General features: G+C 48.5%; 23 protein-coding genes. 10 read left to right on the top strand and 13 right to left on the bottom strand.

The genetic code is table 11. The features are described 5' to 3' along the window. The first annotated feature begins 41 nt into the window (after nt 1-41). The 3 genes from OB13_RS16130 (at nt 42) to OB13_RS16120 (ending at nt 1,918) form a co-directional block, all read left to right on the top strand. A complete protein-coding gene (locus OB13_RS16130) occupies nt 42-386 on the top strand; it encodes a hypothetical protein (protein WP_461491206.1) in 345 nt (114 codons plus the stop codon). A 5-nt stretch (nt 387-391) separates the two neighbouring features. Beyond that, entirely contained in the window at nt 392-1,114 is a 723-nt protein-coding gene (locus OB13_RS16125; protein WP_461491205.1) for a hypothetical protein, read from the top strand. Between the two features lie 375 nt (nt 1,115-1,489). Further along, nucleotides 1,490-1,918 carry a transposase gene (locus tag OB13_RS16120; RefSeq protein WP_461491204.1) on the top strand — a complete coding sequence of 143 codons (429 nt, stop codon included), beginning with the start codon at nt 1,490-1,492 and terminating at the stop codon, nt 1,916-1,918. A 128-nt stretch (nt 1,919-2,046) separates the two neighbouring features. Here OB13_RS16120 and OB13_RS16115 read toward each other — a convergent pair whose 3' ends face one another. From OB13_RS16115 to OB13_RS16095, 5 genes are all read right to left on the bottom strand, one after another. Then, nucleotides 2,047-2,469 carry a hypothetical protein gene (locus tag OB13_RS16115; protein WP_461491203.1) on the bottom strand — a complete coding sequence of 141 codons (423 nt, stop codon included), beginning with the start codon at nt 2,467-2,469 and terminating at the stop codon, nt 2,047-2,049. Between the two features lie 209 nt (nt 2,470-2,678). Further along, nucleotides 2,679-3,125 (bottom strand): hypothetical protein, encoded by a 447-nt coding sequence (locus OB13_RS16110; RefSeq protein WP_461491202.1) that lies wholly within the window; start codon nt 3,123-3,125, stop codon nt 2,679-2,681. 117 nt (nt 3,126-3,242) lie between these two features. Continuing rightward, nucleotides 3,243-3,533, bottom strand: coding sequence for a hypothetical protein (locus OB13_RS16105; RefSeq protein ID WP_461491201.1), 291 nt, complete (start codon nt 3,531-3,533; stop codon nt 3,243-3,245). A gap of 254 nt (nt 3,534-3,787) precedes the next feature. Further along, complete coding sequence (locus OB13_RS16100) at nt 3,788-4,237, bottom strand: hypothetical protein (protein ID WP_461491200.1); 450 nt, start codon at nt 4,235-4,237, stop codon at nt 3,788-3,790. A 323-nt stretch (nt 4,238-4,560) separates the two neighbouring features. Then, nucleotides 4,561-6,066, bottom strand: coding sequence for a T9SS type A sorting domain-containing protein (locus OB13_RS16095; protein ID WP_461491199.1), 1,506 nt, complete (start codon nt 6,064-6,066; stop codon nt 4,561-4,563). Nucleotides 6,067-6,856: 790 nt separating this feature from the next. Here OB13_RS16095 and OB13_RS16090 point away from each other — a divergent pair. Continuing rightward, nucleotides 6,857-7,243 carry an Hsp20/alpha crystallin family protein gene (locus tag OB13_RS16090; RefSeq protein WP_461491198.1) on the top strand — a complete coding sequence of 129 codons (387 nt, stop codon included), beginning with the start codon at nt 6,857-6,859 and terminating at the stop codon, nt 7,241-7,243. 67 nt (nt 7,244-7,310) lie between these two features. Here OB13_RS16090 and OB13_RS16085 read toward each other — a convergent pair whose 3' ends face one another. Together OB13_RS16085 and OB13_RS16080 are read right to left on the bottom strand one after the other, a co-directional pair. Beyond that, nucleotides 7,311-7,568, bottom strand: a complete 258-nt coding sequence (locus OB13_RS16085) for a hypothetical protein (protein WP_461491197.1) — start codon at nt 7,566-7,568, stop codon at nt 7,311-7,313. A gap of 166 nt (nt 7,569-7,734) precedes the next feature. Then, nucleotides 7,735-7,914, bottom strand: coding sequence for a hypothetical protein (locus OB13_RS16080; protein ID WP_461491196.1), 180 nt, complete (start codon nt 7,912-7,914; stop codon nt 7,735-7,737). A gap of 773 nt (nt 7,915-8,687) precedes the next feature. On the opposite strand from OB13_RS16080, the gene OB13_RS16075 reads away from it, so the two are divergent. From OB13_RS16075 to OB13_RS16050, 6 genes are all read left to right on the top strand, one after another. Then, nucleotides 8,688-9,143, top strand: coding sequence for a GNAT family N-acetyltransferase (locus tag OB13_RS16075; RefSeq protein WP_461491195.1), 456 nt, complete (start codon nt 8,688-8,690; stop codon nt 9,141-9,143). Between the two features lie 3 nt (nt 9,144-9,146). Then, nucleotides 9,147-9,452, top strand: a complete 306-nt coding sequence (locus OB13_RS16070; RefSeq protein ID WP_461491194.1) for a hypothetical protein — start codon at nt 9,147-9,149, stop codon at nt 9,450-9,452. A 61-nt stretch (nt 9,453-9,513) separates the two neighbouring features. Then, the gene (locus OB13_RS16065) at nt 9,514-10,245 is read left to right on the top strand and encodes a hypothetical protein (RefSeq protein ID WP_461491193.1); all 732 of its coding nucleotides are present in this window, start codon (nt 9,514-9,516) and stop codon (nt 10,243-10,245) included. Between the two features lie 63 nt (nt 10,246-10,308). Continuing rightward, nucleotides 10,309-11,007, top strand: coding sequence for an alpha/beta fold hydrolase (locus OB13_RS16060; protein ID WP_461491192.1), 699 nt, complete (start codon nt 10,309-10,311; stop codon nt 11,005-11,007). A 50-nt stretch (nt 11,008-11,057) separates the two neighbouring features. Further along, nucleotides 11,058-11,462: a septal ring lytic transglycosylase RlpA family protein gene (locus tag OB13_RS16055; protein WP_461491191.1), complete on the top strand. Its 405-nt coding sequence runs from the start codon at nt 11,058-11,060 to the stop codon at nt 11,460-11,462. A 127-nt stretch (nt 11,463-11,589) separates the two neighbouring features. Further along, nucleotides 11,590-11,946, top strand: a complete 357-nt coding sequence (locus OB13_RS16050; protein WP_461491190.1) for a hypothetical protein — start codon at nt 11,590-11,592, stop codon at nt 11,944-11,946. 147 nt (nt 11,947-12,093) lie between these two features. On the opposite strand, the gene OB13_RS16045 is transcribed toward OB13_RS16050, so the two are convergent. The 6 genes from OB13_RS16045 to OB13_RS16020 form a co-directional block, all read right to left on the bottom strand. Next, the gene (locus tag OB13_RS16045; protein ID WP_461491189.1) at nt 12,094-12,852 is read right to left on the bottom strand and encodes a ZIP family metal transporter; all 759 of its coding nucleotides are present in this window, start codon (nt 12,850-12,852) and stop codon (nt 12,094-12,096) included. A gap of 6 nt (nt 12,853-12,858) precedes the next feature. Then, a complete protein-coding gene (locus OB13_RS16040; RefSeq protein ID WP_461491188.1) occupies nt 12,859-13,593 on the bottom strand; it encodes an SAM-dependent methyltransferase in 735 nt (244 codons plus the stop codon). 173 nt (nt 13,594-13,766) lie between these two features. Next, a complete protein-coding gene (locus OB13_RS16035; protein WP_461491187.1) occupies nt 13,767-14,078 on the bottom strand; it encodes a hypothetical protein in 312 nt (103 codons plus the stop codon). Between the two features lie 104 nt (nt 14,079-14,182). Beyond that, nucleotides 14,183-14,770: a hypothetical protein gene (locus OB13_RS16030; RefSeq protein WP_461491186.1), complete on the bottom strand. Its 588-nt coding sequence runs from the start codon at nt 14,768-14,770 to the stop codon at nt 14,183-14,185. A gap of 78 nt (nt 14,771-14,848) precedes the next feature. Further along, nucleotides 14,849-15,706 carry a carboxylating nicotinate-nucleotide diphosphorylase gene (gene nadC / locus OB13_RS16025; protein WP_461491185.1) on the bottom strand — a complete coding sequence of 286 codons (858 nt, stop codon included), beginning with the start codon at nt 15,704-15,706 and terminating at the stop codon, nt 14,849-14,851. Nucleotides 15,707-15,772: 66 nt separating this feature from the next. Beyond that, a partial coding sequence (locus OB13_RS16020; protein WP_461491184.1) for a DUF4783 domain-containing protein occupies nt 15,773-16,126 on the bottom strand: 354 nt, incomplete at its 5' end.

The raw sequence follows: 16,126 nt of genomic DNA, 5'->3' as shown, positions 1-16,126 counted from the left end.
ACAAGAAATATTAATATATTTAATTAAAAAATATTAAGGTAATGGAGCAACCAGCCTACATAGTGGAAGATGCAGCTAAAGTAGTTTATAATAATATCTCCCTGAAGCTAAAGAATAAGCTATCGCATGAAGAGATAGAAATCATTTTAGACATAGAATTCGAGTTTCTAGAGCATTCGGGAGTTACTTCTAATCCTGACTCTATCGTCCAGTTACCTATTCATATTGATGAAAATGCAATGGAATATTACGTAATAAACCAGTGTGTAAAAGAAGGCATCTACTTGACCACCAATGAATATCACCAGATAATGGATGCTGAAACGATATATTTAAAGTCACTAGGATTAATTGATGAGGAGGGATTAGCACCTTTTTATAACTGATTCTAATGAGTAAACTTAGAGAAATCACGATACAAGACAAGGCTCTTGCCGCTTTAAAAGAGCATTACATAAAAGAGTTCTCTTTGAATGAAGATGAGATATACTGCGAAAAAGAGAAGTGTACAAAAAGGAAATTTGGAAGCAAAAGAGCTGATGGCCTGTTATGCTTTAACAAGAATAACAAATACTATACCGTTTCCTTAGAAGCAAAATCCCATAGAACATTAAAGGCATTAACTTCATCTTATGATGATACTAGGTTTTTAGTACATAGCTTAATCACCTCCGGAGTTCTGACTTGCCTTACCATTCTGACTCTTATCTACACTACAGAAATCAAGTGGTATTTCTCAGTGTTAATTGGTTTAACAGTTCTTATCACCTTTACAATTTTGGCAGCTGCGTTTTATGATATCCTCGATTTAGATAATCATAGATTTGCAAGGGTAATTAATCAAGTAAAACAATATCCAGCAAACGAACAATGGATTGCTTATTCTATACATACTAATAACCTGCTGCTGCAGACTCCATTTGAGAAGAAGAGAAATAATGTTGAAATGCTTGAGAAGCTCTGCAAGAGAAATAAGATCGGCCTTATTTTAATTAACAGCAGAGGGCATAGCATAAAAATATATCCTGTTGCCAAGAAAGGGAACTTCTTACACTACTATGCCCAAGAAAGAGAAATCGAAGAATCTGTGATGGTGAGGGGAAGCATCACTTAGTTCTAACTCGTAAGCCCAGCAAACTTTCATACTTTCCCACAGACCTCGCGGTGTCTACGACCCGCGAGCGTCTAACTCCACCAGCACCCTCTCCACGAAGCAACAGCCTTTCCACCAGACACTCGCGGGACCTTCGGACACCGCGAGGTCTTTTTGAGCCAAAGTCCCTGCTGATTCGTAGAGGGATAAATGCAAAAGATGATACAACTGGAGCCGGGGAAGTTCTACCATCTTTAGACCCGTGACAACAACAAAGAAACACTCTTCAGGCAAACCGACGACTATCATTACTTTCTGCAACTCTACCGGAGGTACGTAGCACCTTATGCCGATACGTTTGCTTATTGTCTGCTGCCCAACCATGTACACTTCCTGGTGCGCATAAAAGATGAGGAATCCCTGAAGCCGAACTGGATAATTGAAGATAACACAGAGCTGGTAAGTGCAAACCGGCAGCTCGGGCACCTGCTCAATGCCTACGCCAAAACCATCAACTTGAAGTATGATCGCGTGGGTCGCCTGTTCCAGCATCGCTTCGGCAGAAAAGAGGTAATCTCAGAGCCATACTTTACCAGGCTCATCTTCTATATTCATTTTAATCCGCAGCACCACGGCCTGATAGACGATTTCAGTGATTGGCCGCATTCTTCGTATCCCAGCATCGTGTCCAAAAGCAAAACTTCGCTGCAGCGGGAGGAGGTACTAGAGTGGTTTGGGGGCAGGGACAGGTATACTCTGTTTCATAAAGAAAACGCAGCTGATTTCACCAGCATATCCTCACTTATCGAAGAAGACGAACTGTAGCCAAAAGACCTCGCAGCGTACGCAGCACCTGCGAGTGTCTGGTGCAAGTGGCCATTGCCGTATAGCCTAGCTGAATCCCTCTCAGCTATACCTAGCCGCAGCCACCTCTGGTAGAAAAAACAGTTATTTTACGCCTGCTCCTGAACCTCGATCGGCTGCTTCAGCCAGACCATTGCTTCTTCCGGGCTTTCGAAATCTTTAAGAACCATATCACCGAGGTTGCCGGCGCGTTTGATGATCTGCTCCACAGCCATTTTATTGAAAAGGTCTTCTGAAACAACAGAAGCATTGCGGCGGAGTGTGCTACCCACCAGGCGGGGCAAAATATATGCTACAAACCAATCCTGGTCGGCTTGCCGGATAGCTCTTAACTTACGGTTATCGCCCAGCCAACGCAGCAACTGGCGCTCATGCGTCAGGTTCAGGCAAACCTCGGCGGCTTCTCTGAGCTCTGTACTACTCAAAAACCCATTCCAGGTGGCTATACCCAATTGCAGTTCAGCGTCATACGTGACGGTAACCACATGATTTTGAAAGTAAGTTGTAACCATTGTTTTAAAATTACCTGCAAGCGTAAATCAACCCCAACTATAATCTATACCACTTATACGGGGTATATCCGCCATTACATTTTTCTTTACACGCAATTATAGCTTCTTTTGATTGGGCTGGAAATGCATGTCGTGCTATGACAAAAGGAGGCAAACCTCAGGCGGGAAGGGAGCTTGAAATACTTGTCTTGAGGTTGTATAAAAGGGCTCTACTCAGATTTGAGTGAATGGCCTGTCGTATTATCTTCTTCAGTAGCTTCCCTCAACCACTTCATCGCCTCCGCTTCACTGGCAAAGTCCCGGATCAACAGCTTTTGTCCCAGTTGGTTCTTTTTGTCGAGCATCACCTGCAGGGCCTTCCGGTTTCCCTCCTGCTCAGAGGGCAGGTTCGCTATACGCAGGACAGGACCTGCGACCATATGCGGCACAAACACCTCCAGGCTCCATTGCAGGTCGGCAGGCTCAAAGGAATCCATCTTACGGTTATCGCCCAGCCATCCCCTCAATTCATACCTGTCTATCAGGTCTAAGCAAAGCAAAGTGGATTCACGAAACTCAGCGCCACTCACATGTCCATTCCAGACCGCCTTGCCAAGGAGCTCGTCCTTGGCGTAGTATATACTTACAAAATTGTTTTGGAAGTAGAGGTCAAACATGCAGCCGGTAGTATTTAGTCTATAGTAAATATAGCAAAATATAAATTACCAGTAGCAGCATACCTTGCTTTTATCCACGGCAAGCGCTTTCTTTTGGATCCAGCTCCAATAGGCGACCTACGGAATCATCTGCTCCATGCCCTCGAACAACCAGGCCATTGCCTCCTGCTTGTCCTGAAAATTACGGACAACCATGTTAATGTCATAGGTGTGTCCTTTGTCTATCATGAACTCTACCGTCTCCCGATTCTCCTCAGAGAGCGAGGGCAGATAGGCCATACGCAACAAGGAGCTTTTGGCCATGGCTGGAACGTGCACCTGCAGGCTCCAATCCAGGTCAGCAGGCGCTATTGGCCCCATTAGGCGATCATCGGCCAGCCACCTGGTCAGCGAAAAGCGGTTAATCATCTCGAGACAAAGTAGATAAGCCTCCCTTAGTTCCGCCCCTTGCAGTTTACCTGTCCAAATGGCTTTCCCAAACTGGGTTTCCTTATCATATAAAAGACTTATAAACGAATTCTGAAAGTATACTTGCATTGGTACGCCTAATGTTACGGCAAATCAAAAGGCAAAGGTACAAGAAGAATTAAAATTTCCCACCTGCAAATTTAACATTGGCTCAAAGAGGAGGTATACGTTCAACTGCAAGTACGCACGCGCTACTACTCCCGTTCCATACCGTTGCCGGTCCCGGCGGCAGCATCTTCTTCAAACGGCCGCTGTAGCCACTCCAGGGCCTCGGCTACAGTTTCAAAATCGCGGAATGCAATGCTGCCGAGACCACTCTTTCGCCGGATGATCTGCTCCATGGTCATTTTTTTAAATGTATCAGATGACAATACATTGGCCATCCGGCGAAGCGGGCTATCGATTATTTTGGGAATAAATTCTTCTGCCATCCACTGCTGATCCGGTTGCAGGATGGCTGTCATGTGGCTGCGGTCAGACAGCCAGCGCGTGATTCTATGCTCCGTCACAAACTCCAGCAAATGCAGGGCAGTACTCCGGAATATGTCACTGCTCACAAAGCCTTTCCACTCTCCCTTACCGAGTTGCAGCTCTTCATCGTAACTTACCCGGATCGCTTCTGTCTCATAGTATAGCTTCAACATAGTTTTTCCTTTCAGGTACCACATCATCGGTCATATGTATTCGGCACATGACATAGTTCAGGTATACGTGCCTGTTACGAAAACCAGCCGGGCCTCCTATAGCGCAAACAAACGGCAATAAGAAAAGCGACCCCTTGCAAGACAGCAAAGGCACCGGTTAAAAAGTAGTAAAAATGCTATGCGCTACGCTTGAATGGTTCAACCAGAAGCAACGCAGTGAAAGTCTGATCAGGAAAGACCGAGTTGCACGGAGGTTTTTATCTAAACAAAAAAGGAGAAGCCGGTTAAACTGGCTTCTCCTTTTTTGAGTAAGTGTTGCAGTCTTACTTCTTCACAAATCGAAGCGTCTCTTTTTGGGAACCTGAATATACCGTTACAAAGTATACCCCGCTTTTCAGGTGGTCTACCGGCAGCACCAGCTGGTTGTCCGTATAGTTCTGTACCAGCGCAACCTGCTTACCGGTCAGGTCCAGTACCGCTACATTAGATCCGCTGGCTGCCGGCTGCAACCTGACCGTTACTTCACTCGCTGCCAGGGTAGGGTATACAGACGAAGCAGAAATTACCCCTACATGCAGCGCAACGATTCTGGTGTATTCAAACTGACCATCAAAGTCAGTTTGCTTCAGGCGATAGTAGTTGGTTCCGGCCAATGGAGCAGTATCTGTGAAGCTATAGTGAAGCAGCATGTTGCTGTTGCCATTTCCCTTTACCTCACCAATGGCCTTGAACGTTTTGCCATCCTGGCTGCGCTCTACCACAAATTTATCATTGTCAATCTCAGTAGCTGTGCTCCAGGTAAGTTTGGCACCGCCATCCTGCGCTGCCCCTTTGAACGAAACCAGTTTTACAGGCAGCGGGGCGATAATGGCTGCTGCCATGCCGCTGATCTGGTAGATACCCAGGCCCTGGCTGCCCTTGGCGGCATCCAGGTTATAATAAGCGATAGTTACCTGCTGCACCGGTTCATCAAACATAAATACGACGTCTCCCAGGCTGGAAGTAGCCGCGATATCCGTGCCGGAGGCTCCGGTGATAGCGCCGGTTGCCGCATCAAAGTTAATAGTAGATCCACGCTGTACATGCTCGTTTTTGAGCAACACAGTCTTTCCCGCGCTGTTTAAGCCTGTAATTACCAGTCGATCCTGGACTTGGCCGACTTGTTGGTCAACATCGAACAGTGTAAATTTCAGGTTGGCCATTGGGTCATCAAACCTAACATTTACAGTAGTGCCCTGTGTGGCTGACGCGCCAGTCTGTACCAGCGTAAGCGTTTTGTTCGGAGCCTGTAGCTGCTCATTCTTTACGAGTGCTGTTGTCACACTGGTAGTACCTGCGGTTGAGCGGGTCCAACGCATGGCAACGTTGTCTAACTTATAAGGCGTTGCGGCAGCAGGCGATGAAGCTACAAACGGATCTTCATTCGCAGGCCTGGTTGCCCAACTGAAAATATCATTCTCCGTCGGGTTGGTACCTACCAGCTCGATGTTATCTATACCATAATGGTCTTCCTGTCTGGTAAGCTCAATGGACCAGTAAAAGTTGATGGTAGTGGCTGTCGCAGGTATAGCAGGCAGTTGAATATAGTTTCCGTTGTTACTTGTTCTCCAGACACCGTCTGTTGCATTCTGGCTGGCGATAGAGAGCTTGGTATAAGTTCCTCCGTCGATGCTGTAGAACAACGATACATCTGAAGTCGCGCTATTGTTGTGAGCGTTTGTCTTGCTATCCAACCATTTGATCTTAACAGCAGTGAATCCTTTTACCCGGATTCCTTTTATATCTATACGGTGTATATCAGCGCCGCTTTGATTAATTCTCTTTGCCATTAAGTAAGATGCCCCTGTAGCCGGTGAAGGTGTAGTTGCATTTATTCTGTTCCAAACACCATTGGTAGCTGTATAGCCAGCAGGCAAGGCTGTAGTAGGAGCAACTTCAAAATTCTCTTGATAAATAGTAACCTGAGCTTGTACTGAAAGAGTTAAGAAAAGGAGAGAAGCAAGGAGAGCGTAAGCGTATTTCATGATCTTGTATTGGTTTCTCCCTCCCTAAGAAAGAAATATGCCAGAGGATCATATTTCAAATAAATTGCAATATAGTGCAATTTATTTATCGACATAAAACCCGTAACAAAAACACAAACATCTGGCTATTAGATTGCTATACCTGTTAATATTCCCTAATAAAAATAAATTATTTTTTTAATGCAATCAATCTGATGCAATCCTAGCCAAGATTATTTCCTGTTCTGGGAAAGTGCTTCAGAAGTTGGGAAATACCTAATCCGGAAACAGCCGGGTATACCTGCTACAATATCCCGATGTTCCAAGGCTACCCAGATCAAACTATCTCCGGCTCTTACTTACAAGGGTGCGTAAGGCTGTGTCTCCAGGCAAGGATTTTTTGGGCGTTCAGCAGCCAATACCTCCTTGGCTCTTGCACTTCTACCTGATTCTTCCTGTACCCTCAATGCGACAATCTGTCCTAAATTTATTTGCCTGGAGATACAGAATAAGCCATTTTGACTTATGGCCCCAGGTATGCGGCCACACTACCCACCTCTAAGCTACTGGCATCCTATTTGCATTATGCCACGTGTAAACGACAGAGGAGAAAGAAATGAAAATTATAAAAGATAAAGAGTTCTTGCGCAACATTGCTCACCAGATCGACCTGCTCAACACGCTGGGCGGAGGTGTGAGCGAAACGTATGCAGATATAAAAAAATATAAAAAAGGCGCTGTTATTGAAGTATGGGCAGCCGGCGTTAACCCGGAATCCTTTAAGGTCGTGTTGCACCAGAACCAGTTAACCGTGTTCTCGGTACTTCAAAGCCAGGACAACCCGGAGATGGCCGCACCGCTATTTACCCGGATCTTTACGCTGCCCCCACAGGTAGACCTTAGTCAGATAGAGGCCGTGTACCAGGAAGGCCAGTTGAAGATCAAACTACCCTACCACGACTCGGCGCTCAACCCGCATGAGATCGAGATCAAGAAACTATAAAACGCTATCAAGCAAAACGGGCTACCACTAGGTAGCCCGTTTTGCTTGATAGGCGCCTCGGCAGAAATTACACAAATTTCGCTTTGATGATAGAGGTCAGGTAATCGAACACTTCCACCGTCTCCTTGTCATAACTGAAAACATTGAACTGGTCGGCAGTGGTTTTCATGACCCGGCAGCCGTTTTCGATCATCATATAAATAAGCTCGCGCAGCCTGTAAGGATGGCCGGCTATATTGAGGATACAAACTGCATCACTGCTCTCTACCTGCAGAAACATATGCTGCACCTCATTCACATCCGTCATATTCGTTGATTCAGACATAGGTATTTTACTTTGGCTAATACCACAAAGAGCAAAATATTAGCCAAAAAAGTGCCTGCCGTTGTCCAGAATTTTTGCCTGAACCTTTAAATCATCCAAAAATCACAATCTAAACTAAAGTCAATGATAACCTACTGCAATGCAAGGCATTGTCTGCCTGGAGCTGCTACCTGCGCGGGTGCTCTCTTCGCCAGCCTACTACCAACAGAATTATCCAGACCGGATACAACGGTGTGAAGGCGGCAGCCAGGTAGGGATCCACAACCAGAGAGACTATCAACTGCAACAGCACATTTGCGATTGCTCCGCAGCAGGCGATCTTGTAATACTTGTTCCAGTTTTGCATATACCCGGTATGGCGAAAGGCTGGAGGCTTTATGGATAGACTAATAGGAGGGGCTATCGGGAAAGGTCATAACATAAAAATACCCGACTCAGGGCCGGGTATTCATTAATCGGAACGCTTCTGCGCGTGATATCTTCTTTTCAAGGACCAACGGTGGATCATCTTCTTTCGCGATGACCAGCGTATATTTGTTGTTGGCATCCTGATAAAATATAAGCGTTCGTAAATCTTCGTAATCTATACTAAAGATTTTTCGTGTTTCGCCACTATAGTTAAAATAGTGATTGTCCAGTTTAACATTCTTCAATAACCTCATATCCCTACATACATCTGGTATTTTAACGTTGTATGCTGCCTGCTTTGTTGCGTTTATTGTTCAGGTGCAATTACTTTCTTTTTATTTTCCTATAATTTGCACTTTAAGTGCCTACTAAAAAAACAGACAGCTACACTAAATATATTCTATATACCTTATAATCAATGATAAATAAAGTGATTTATATACGTATGAAGCGCAGCAAAAGCTACCTCTTTTTATAATTCTTCATTGTCTATACATCAAAGAGCCAGCCTAACTGTGCCCATTGCTTTCGGGCGTTATGAAAAGTTGAGAGACTTCCGGCTACCGGAGCCTGCCAATTGCCTGACAGAAAGTATAGCGACTTATCCAAACCAATGGTATATTTATAGGAAAAGACAACTATAGCAGAAGCTGCAGGGAAGCAGCAAGCCATCACTGTAGGTTGCAAGACGACAAAATAGCATCACTTAGCATGAAGGAGGCCTCGAAACACCGCACTACAGCGGCCTTAGCGGTTCAGGAGATCAAAGGGCGGGAACAGATGCTGGCGCAGCATGCCCTGATACAGCTGCTAAACCCCCAGATGTCCCTGGAGCGGTACGACCAGTTCCTGACGCACATGCTGGCAAATGGCTACCGGATGATCGGAGCATTTGCCGGAGATACCTGCATCGGTCTTTCCGGGTTCTGGACCAGTTCCAAGCTCTACTCGGGCAAATACCTGGAGGTGGATAATTTTGTAGTAGCAGAAGCGTACCGGTCAGCCGGGGTGGGCAAGCTACTGGCCGACTGGATGGAGGAGGAGGCCCAACGCCACCGCTGCGACACCATCATGCTGGATGCGTATGTAACGAACAGCGCGGCACATCGTTTTTATTTCCGGGAAGGCTACCATATCAAAAGCTACCACTTTTTCAAAAGCCTGTAACGCATGTCTGTCAGCAACCAAAGCCGCCTGTATGGCCTGCTATACTTTATTATTTTTGAAGTCATTGTGTTCTTCGGGCTGCGGTACCTGCTATCAGGTATGGGCATGGACAACCAGATGCAGGCAGAAAACACGATCTTACCAAACTGGGTAAAAGCTGTTACCTTTATTCTGCTTTATATTTTATGCGTATTGATAGCCGTTGTACTGGTAAGCAACATGGTGCCCAGCAAGCACCGGGGGCAGCTTATGAATTGGGTATACCTCTCCTTGGCAGGTATGCTGATCATGCTGGTGCTCATTTTCTGATACATTCTGCAGGTACTATTTCGTTTCGATTTAAATTTAATCTGATATTGTATTTATAGTCATGAACAAGTCATTCTATACCTTGATCGCAGCCCTGCTGCTATGCTTCAGTTTGCAGGCGCAGGACGACACCCAGCAGCGCCACGGCCGATACTTTGTCCAGCTACGCAACGGGCAGGTGGTGTATGCCAACAAGCTGCAGTACAAGTCCCCGATTTTTAAGCAGGATTTTTTCCTCCTCGACGACTCCCTGAAGTATATGCCTGAACTGGTGGATGTGTACCAGAGCAGCGAAGGTTACTTTGCCCGCGTGGCAGCCGGCAACCGCTTCGACGCGTTTGCCAAGCGCATCACGGAAGGGCCGCGTATCTCCAAATTCTATACCACCACCTTTGACTACACGTCGATGGGGTACTCCCCTTATGGGTATGGCATGCCGCGGAGTAGCCGCCGCCGCATCTACTTCTTCTCCAAGGACAACGGCCCCCTGATGACCTTCAACCAGGACAACCTGCAGCAGGCGCTTTCGGATAATGCGTCGAGTATGATGCTTCTCCAGCGCCACAAGCGGGAGCGCTTCATCTTTACGGCAATGGGTATAGCTGGCGCCGGCCTGACCACGATCGGCATCCTTTCTTCTTCCCAAAGCACCACCAATCCGAATGCGGTCAACATTTCACCGGTCGTGTATGGGGGTGTCGGGCTCATCGCCATTCCGCTGGTTATGCAGCTCTTCAAGAAAGACAAGCTGACCCAGGCAGTAGAAGTATACAATTACCAGGTCGTACAATAACCCGGCAGCGCCCTCGCCGCACCTAACGGCGTAGGCGCTGTACCGGCTACCAGAACAGATCACATGCAACACCTGCTCCTGCTACACGGTGCACTTGGCGCTGCAGCCACCCTGCAACCGCTCCAAAACGTATTGGAGCCGCACTACTGCCTGCATACCCTGAACTTCCCGGGACACGGCGGAGAGCCCCTGCCCCAGGAGCCTTTCCGGATAGAGCTGTTTGCAAATGACGTACTGCGTTACCTGGACCGGCACTACCTGCCGCAGGTCGATGTATTCGGCTACAGCATGGGCGGCTATGTCGCCCTATACCTGGCGCTGCATCACCCGGAGCGTGTAGGCCGCATCTTCACACTGGCGACCAAGTTTGAATGGTCGCCCGAGGCAGCTGCCAAAGAAACGAACCTGCTCCAACCGGATAAGGTCGCAGAAAAAGTACCGCAGTTTGCAGCCACGCTCGCTTCGCGCCACGCGCCACAGGACTGGAAGGAGGTCATGCGCAAAACAGCCGACATGCTGCAGCACCTGGGAGCGCAGCCACTGCTAACAACAGACACCCTGCCCCGGATCGCTTCGACTGTGCGGGTAAGCGTAGGCGACCGTGATAACATGGTCAGTATAGCGGAAACAGCTTGGGCTTACCGGCTACTGGCAAAGGGCAGCCTTCTGGTGCTCCCGGACACCCGGCACCCGCTGGAGCTTGCAGATTCGCACAGGCTTTTGCAGGAGATCAGGCAATTCTTTGCCACTACGCCCGTTTAATCCACATACTGCTATCTATGCCCCAACGGGCAGCTAACAAATTTATACCTATGCGTACTTTTCCCCTGTATACTTTCCTGCTGCTGTTTTTAATGACCCTTGTTTTCAGCTCCTGCACGACCACCAAGCCAGGTATAGGTCAGCGGGGCTATACCGAAGAAGGCAAGGCTTCTTACTACAGCAACAAACTGCATGGCCGGAAAATGGCCAATGGGGATCGCTACCACAAAGGCAAGCTGACGGCTGCTCACCGCACCCTCCCTTTCGGAACCAAGGTAAAAGTGACCAATCTGCAGACGAACAAAACTGTGAAGGTGAAAATCACAGACAGAGGCCCGTTTGTGAAGGGCAGAGTGGTAGACCTGTCGGAGGCGGCTGCCCGGCGATTGGATTATATAGATGCAGGTATAGCGCCTGTAAAGGTTAAAGTGGTGAAGCCTGCCCCTGCCCGCTAGCAACCAAAATAGGCCGGAAATGCCCTTCTACCTGCTCTGTAAGTACTTTTACCTATTCCAAGGCTTGTTTCTCTAAATTATCCTACTAAATATTTGGTAGTTTGTAGTAATACCCCTATTTTTGGGCATGTTGAGAAAGTATAAAACCGTATTTGTTACAGCTTCCATGTCAGCTATCATGCTGCTGGGCATTTTTTCGGCACCGCATGCCGCGGAGCTGCAAAACGGTTGTGCTACTGCTCATACTGCCGCTTCGCCTGCTAACACGCCATCGACTGCTGCTACAACTAATGGGCCTGCTACTGCTGCCCCGCAGAAACAGCACAAGTCTGTACTGGACGCTGAAGCGCTGGAAAGCCCTTTATCTTATTTCAAAGATGCTGCCTCCTCTGAGGAAGAAGAAACTGAAATGGCTGTAAGATCCGGAGTTATCATGCAGGCGTTGAAAGCATTGGTGGCTACGCTGCTTTCTACCATTATATAAGCATACGTGCTTTTAACCCGGAGCAGGCTGATAGGTATATCAGCCTTTTTTGTTTTATACCCCATCTTTTCAGCTCACCCTTCCTCCGCAAAACATCAACCCGTTTATTGCTCTCCGGCAGCCGTTAGGTGCCAGCTATACTTCCGGTTAGATAAAATCAGTCAGCAGTGCCAGTGCCAGCCCGAGCAGCGTGGCGATGAGTTTATTGCGGTTAAAGCGGTGCTCCGGACTTGTTTCGAAAAGGATAGTGGTAGAGATATGCAGGAAGTTACCTGCTACCAGCCCTGTCAGGGCGGTATACACCATGCCGCTTTCGACCTGCTGCGCTAGCAGCACATTGCTAACTACTATACCTAGCGGTGCGCCTATCGCAAAGATCAGCAGCCACAGGAAAGCCTTTCTGAAGTTGCCTACACGCGACAGCAGCACCGACATAAGGGCGAAAGCCGCCGGCACGTGGTGTATGGCTATACCTAGCAGCACGGCGTAGAAGTTGTCACTGTCGTGGCTGTGGCCCGCATGCCTGTTGCCGCCTTCTACCAGAATGCTGCCCTCCAGAAAAGAGTGTATGAAAAGAGAGCCCAGCAGCAGGAAAGGCATGGAACCAACCCGCCCATGGTTGTTGTGATGGTGGGTATGCATGTGGCCGTGCTCCACGCCGTGCGAGAAGATCTCCAGCACCAGTTGCAGAAAGAAGCCGGCCAGTATCCAATAACCCACCATATGGGGATCGCTGTTCTGGAGCAGCACATCCGGGAGCAGGTGTATGATGGTGATCGTAAAGAGGTAGGCGCCACTAAAGGCAAGCGCCATCTTCAGCCATCGGGCATTATCCGGCGGAAAGACTTTGACCAGAAAGCCGGAGAGCACGACCGTAAAGAAGAGTACAAGTATGGCTATAATCATGTAGCGTTATTTCTTGAGCACAAAGATCATCCGCTCGCTTTTGTCGCGGTTATAGGAGGTGAGCTGGTAATTCCCGAACTGATCTAACAATCTGAGCTGCGCCATTTTAAAATACTCCAGAAAATCCTCTTCGCGCAACGCTCTTACACGCTCTTCAAAGTGGTACTCCTGCCCTTTGTCCTCAAAGCAGATCGTTTTAACAATAAAGCCATCTTCTACGCCACGGCTGATCCGGAAGTTTATCCCCTGCACCGTTTTCTCCTCATGCATCACCAGGTTTTCTATGGCCCGGTCCGTGTTCATAAAGTCGATGACCAACTTGCCGCCGTGCTTCAACGCTTTTGCCGCGGCGCATAGGGCTACCACATTTTCTGTTTCGCTGCTGAAATAGCCGAAGCTGGTGAACAGGTTCAGTACAAAATCAAACGCCTCCGGCTTGTACACTTCCCGCATATCGTGCTCTTCAAACTGAAGTCGCTCGTTTTCAAACTGCCTGGCATAGGCTATACTTTGCGCAGAAAGATCAATGCCCGTTACATCATGCCCTTTCTGATTGAGGTAGAGGGAATGGCGACCCTTGCCACAGGCCAGGTCCAGCAGTTTCTCGGAGGGCTTCGGATGCAGGTAGGTTAACAGGTTGTCTATGAACAGCTTGGCATCATTGTCATCGCGGTTGCTGTAGAGTATGTGGTAGTAGGGGGAGTCAAACCAGGTACTAAACCATTCTTCCTGTCGGGCCATAGGTGCTGTCGTAAAAGCAATAAGGTTGCAAATATACCTTTTATTTTGAAAAACGGGTATATGCAGGGTATAGCATTGGTATGGCAGTACGAACGCCTGCTATACCTGTTCCACAAAAAAACCTGCCGCTGCTGTAGACTACAGCAGCGGCAGGTTCAGGACTTTATTCCGGATTAGCGTTTGACAGCGCCTGCTGCCGTATTGGTTTCGGCTCCTTCTTTGATGCTATCGCCTGGCTGGATGGTGTTAGCACCCTGGTCATGATTGGGCATAACTTCCTGCACCTGGTTAGGCGAAGGTTGCTCTTCACCATGTGCTGTTGCCTCGTCCCCTCCGGCATCGCTCACATTGGCGGTGTTACGCGTACCTGGCGCTACTTTGTCATTTGACACTTTATATTCCGGACGCAGGTCTTTTGGCGTGTCACACGAAACCATAAATAAACCGCATACGGCGGCACATACTGCTATTACGTTCTTATTCATTTGGTCTGTTTTTTACTTTATCTACCATCACTCTGCCAGCTGAACAACCGGCAAAGCATGCTTTATTAATTATTTACGAAAGAGGTTTATCAAAGCTTATACTACTACTCTGCGATCAGGTTCTTGCGGCGCAGCAACGAGTCCATCAGTTTGATGTCATTCGGGCTGTTGAAAATGCGGAACGGCAGCAGAACGAAGATAGGGGCCTGGAATGTTTTGGCCAGCCAGCCTTTCCAGCCACGGGGCAGCTGGGCATCGGTTGCAGGCTTCAGCCACAGCAGGTACGAATCTTTCCGGCGATCGGCTTTCTGGATCATGTCCCAGCTCAGTGCCATACCTTCCCGCTCGTTGCGCTTCATCAGGATCTGGCGCTGGTCTATCTCGTAGCTCAGGCGCTCAAACAGCGGGCTACCCTGCTCTACCTGCGTCACGCCCATTACCTGGGCCGAACGGAGCAGCACAAAAATAAGCGTTACCAGCACAGCCGACACCACCCACCACCAGGAGAAACTGAACACGGCCGGCAACAGCAGCAACACCAGCGGAATCAGGGCCATCCACCAGTCTTTGCGCCATACTTTGCCCAGGGCTATACCTGTAAACATGTTTTTCTCCAGCTGATACTTCTTCGTGCGGATCGTATTCGGAGCAGCGCCTTGCTGCGGCCGGAAACGTTGGTTTGGTTGTTGCATAAACTAATTAAAAATTCAAATCTTTACTTTTTCCCTTTTCAGCTTTGTGGCTGTAAAGCCTGGCAAAGGTAAAACAAATTAATATGCTTTCAGGCTTAGGTCCATACTCTTAATTGAGTGCGTCAGGGCACCTACCGAGATGTAGTCCACGCCGCACTTGGCCACTTCGGCTATAGTCGCTTCTGTGATGCCTCCGGAAGCTTCCGTTTCGAAGCGGCCGCCGATCAGTGCCACGGCCTCGCGCATCATCTCCGGCTGCATGTTATCGAGCATGATGCGGTGGATGCCTCCTGTTTCGAGGGCCTCTTTCACTTCTTCCAGGTTGCGGGTTTCTACTTCGATGCGCAGGTCTTTGCCCTTTTCCCGCAGGTAGCGCTGCGTGGCTTCTATCGCTTCGCGTATGCCGCCTGCATAGTCCACGTGGTTATCTTTGAGGATAATCATGTCGAAGAGCCCGAAGCGGTGGTTCACGCCACCCCCGATCAACACGGCCCATTTCTCCATGATGCGGAAGTTAGGTGTGGTTTTGCGGGTATCCAGCAACCTGGCCTTCGTTCCGGCAATGAGCGAGTTCAGGTAATGGGTATAGGTGGCAATGCCGCTCATGCGCTGCATGCAGTTCAGTACCAGGCGCTCGGCCGTCAGGATGGACTGCGCTTTCCCTTTTACTGTCAGTGCTACGTCGCCAAACTTCACCGTGGCCCCATCCTGCAGCAGGACCTCCACCTGCAGGGCAGGGTCTACCTGGCTAAAGATATACCCGGCCAGCTCCACGCCAGCCAGTATGCCTTCTCCCTTTACCAGCAGGCGCGCCTGGTTCTGGGCATCGTTCGGAATAGAAGCCAGTGAAGAATGATCTCCATCGCCTATATCCTCGGCCAGGGCCCTGGAGATAAACTCGGCTATGCTTTGTTGGGTCAGGTATGTTGCTTTCACGGTGCAAAAATAAAAAAAGGCCCGGTATATATTCCGGGCCCTGCTAAAAATCTCACTATTATCTTCTTAATCTTTTATAAAGTCGATGGAATGGATCAGGAACTTGCCTCCTGCGTCTTTCACCCGGATCAGGACCGTATACGAACCGTTGCGGTGGGTGTAAGTGCCGATCACATAACGCTTGTCTTTTTTGACGGACTCGCTGGGAGTAGGGAAGTTATAGGAAAAGCCTGTAGGCAGGTTTTTACTGAAGAAGTTCTTCATTACAAACTCTGCCTGCGTCTTGCTGTAATCGGTTGGCTTCTCGTCTGCAAAAGACAGGCTTACCTTGCTGTCGAAGTGTCTGGAAAGATCCTTGGCCGATCCGGCCCGCAACGCCGCCTCTACCCCGTCAAACACATCCTTCTGTGCAACAGCTTG

The organism is Pontibacter sp. HJ8, from assembly GCF_054824225.1.
Note: the sequence above shows the minus strand (reverse complement) of the source record. Positions and strands in the feature narration are given on the sequence as shown.

Bases quoted from the DNA above. Each gene is read 5' to 3' on its own strand.
- OB13_RS16130 (WP_461491206.1), top strand. From the start codon at position 42: ATGGAGCAACCAGCCTACATAGTGGAAGATGCAGCTAAAGTAGTTTAT.
- OB13_RS16125 (WP_461491205.1), top strand. From the start codon at position 392: ATGAGTAAACTTAGAGAAATCACGATACAAGACAAGGCTCTTGCCGCT.
- OB13_RS16115 (WP_461491203.1), bottom strand. From the start codon at position 2,469: ATGGTTACAACTTACTTTCAAAATCATGTGGTTACCGTCACGTATGAC.
- OB13_RS16110 (WP_461491202.1), bottom strand. From the start codon at position 3,125: ATGTTTGACCTCTACTTCCAAAACAATTTTGTAAGTATATACTACGCC.
- OB13_RS16105 (WP_461491201.1), bottom strand. From the start codon at position 3,533: ATGATTAACCGCTTTTCGCTGACCAGGTGGCTGGCCGATGATCGCCTA.
- OB13_RS16100 (WP_461491200.1), bottom strand. From the start codon at position 4,237: ATGTTGAAGCTATACTATGAGACAGAAGCGATCCGGGTAAGTTACGAT.
- OB13_RS16095 (WP_461491199.1), bottom strand. From the start codon at position 6,066: ATGGCAAAGAGAATTAATCAAAGCGGCGCTGATATACACCGTATAGAT.
- OB13_RS16090 (WP_461491198.1), top strand. From the start codon at position 6,857: ATGAAAATTATAAAAGATAAAGAGTTCTTGCGCAACATTGCTCACCAG.
- OB13_RS16085 (WP_461491197.1), bottom strand. From the start codon at position 7,568: ATGTCTGAATCAACGAATATGACGGATGTGAATGAGGTGCAGCATATG.
- OB13_RS16080 (WP_461491196.1), bottom strand. From the start codon at position 7,914: ATGCAAAACTGGAACAAGTATTACAAGATCGCCTGCTGCGGAGCAATC.
- OB13_RS16075 (WP_461491195.1), top strand. From the start codon at position 8,688: ATGAAGGAGGCCTCGAAACACCGCACTACAGCGGCCTTAGCGGTTCAG.
- OB13_RS16070 (WP_461491194.1), top strand. From the start codon at position 9,147: ATGTCTGTCAGCAACCAAAGCCGCCTGTATGGCCTGCTATACTTTATT.
- OB13_RS16065 (WP_461491193.1), top strand. From the start codon at position 9,514: ATGAACAAGTCATTCTATACCTTGATCGCAGCCCTGCTGCTATGCTTC.
- OB13_RS16060 (WP_461491192.1), top strand. From the start codon at position 10,309: ATGCAACACCTGCTCCTGCTACACGGTGCACTTGGCGCTGCAGCCACC.
- OB13_RS16055 (WP_461491191.1), top strand. From the start codon at position 11,058: ATGCGTACTTTTCCCCTGTATACTTTCCTGCTGCTGTTTTTAATGACC.
- OB13_RS16050 (WP_461491190.1), top strand. From the start codon at position 11,590: ATGTTGAGAAAGTATAAAACCGTATTTGTTACAGCTTCCATGTCAGCT.
- OB13_RS16045 (WP_461491189.1), bottom strand. From the start codon at position 12,852: ATGATTATAGCCATACTTGTACTCTTCTTTACGGTCGTGCTCTCCGGC.
- OB13_RS16040 (WP_461491188.1), bottom strand. From the start codon at position 13,593: ATGGCCCGACAGGAAGAATGGTTTAGTACCTGGTTTGACTCCCCCTAC.
- OB13_RS16035 (WP_461491187.1), bottom strand. From the start codon at position 14,078: ATGAATAAGAACGTAATAGCAGTATGTGCCGCCGTATGCGGTTTATTT.
- OB13_RS16030 (WP_461491186.1), bottom strand. From the start codon at position 14,770: ATGCAACAACCAAACCAACGTTTCCGGCCGCAGCAAGGCGCTGCTCCG.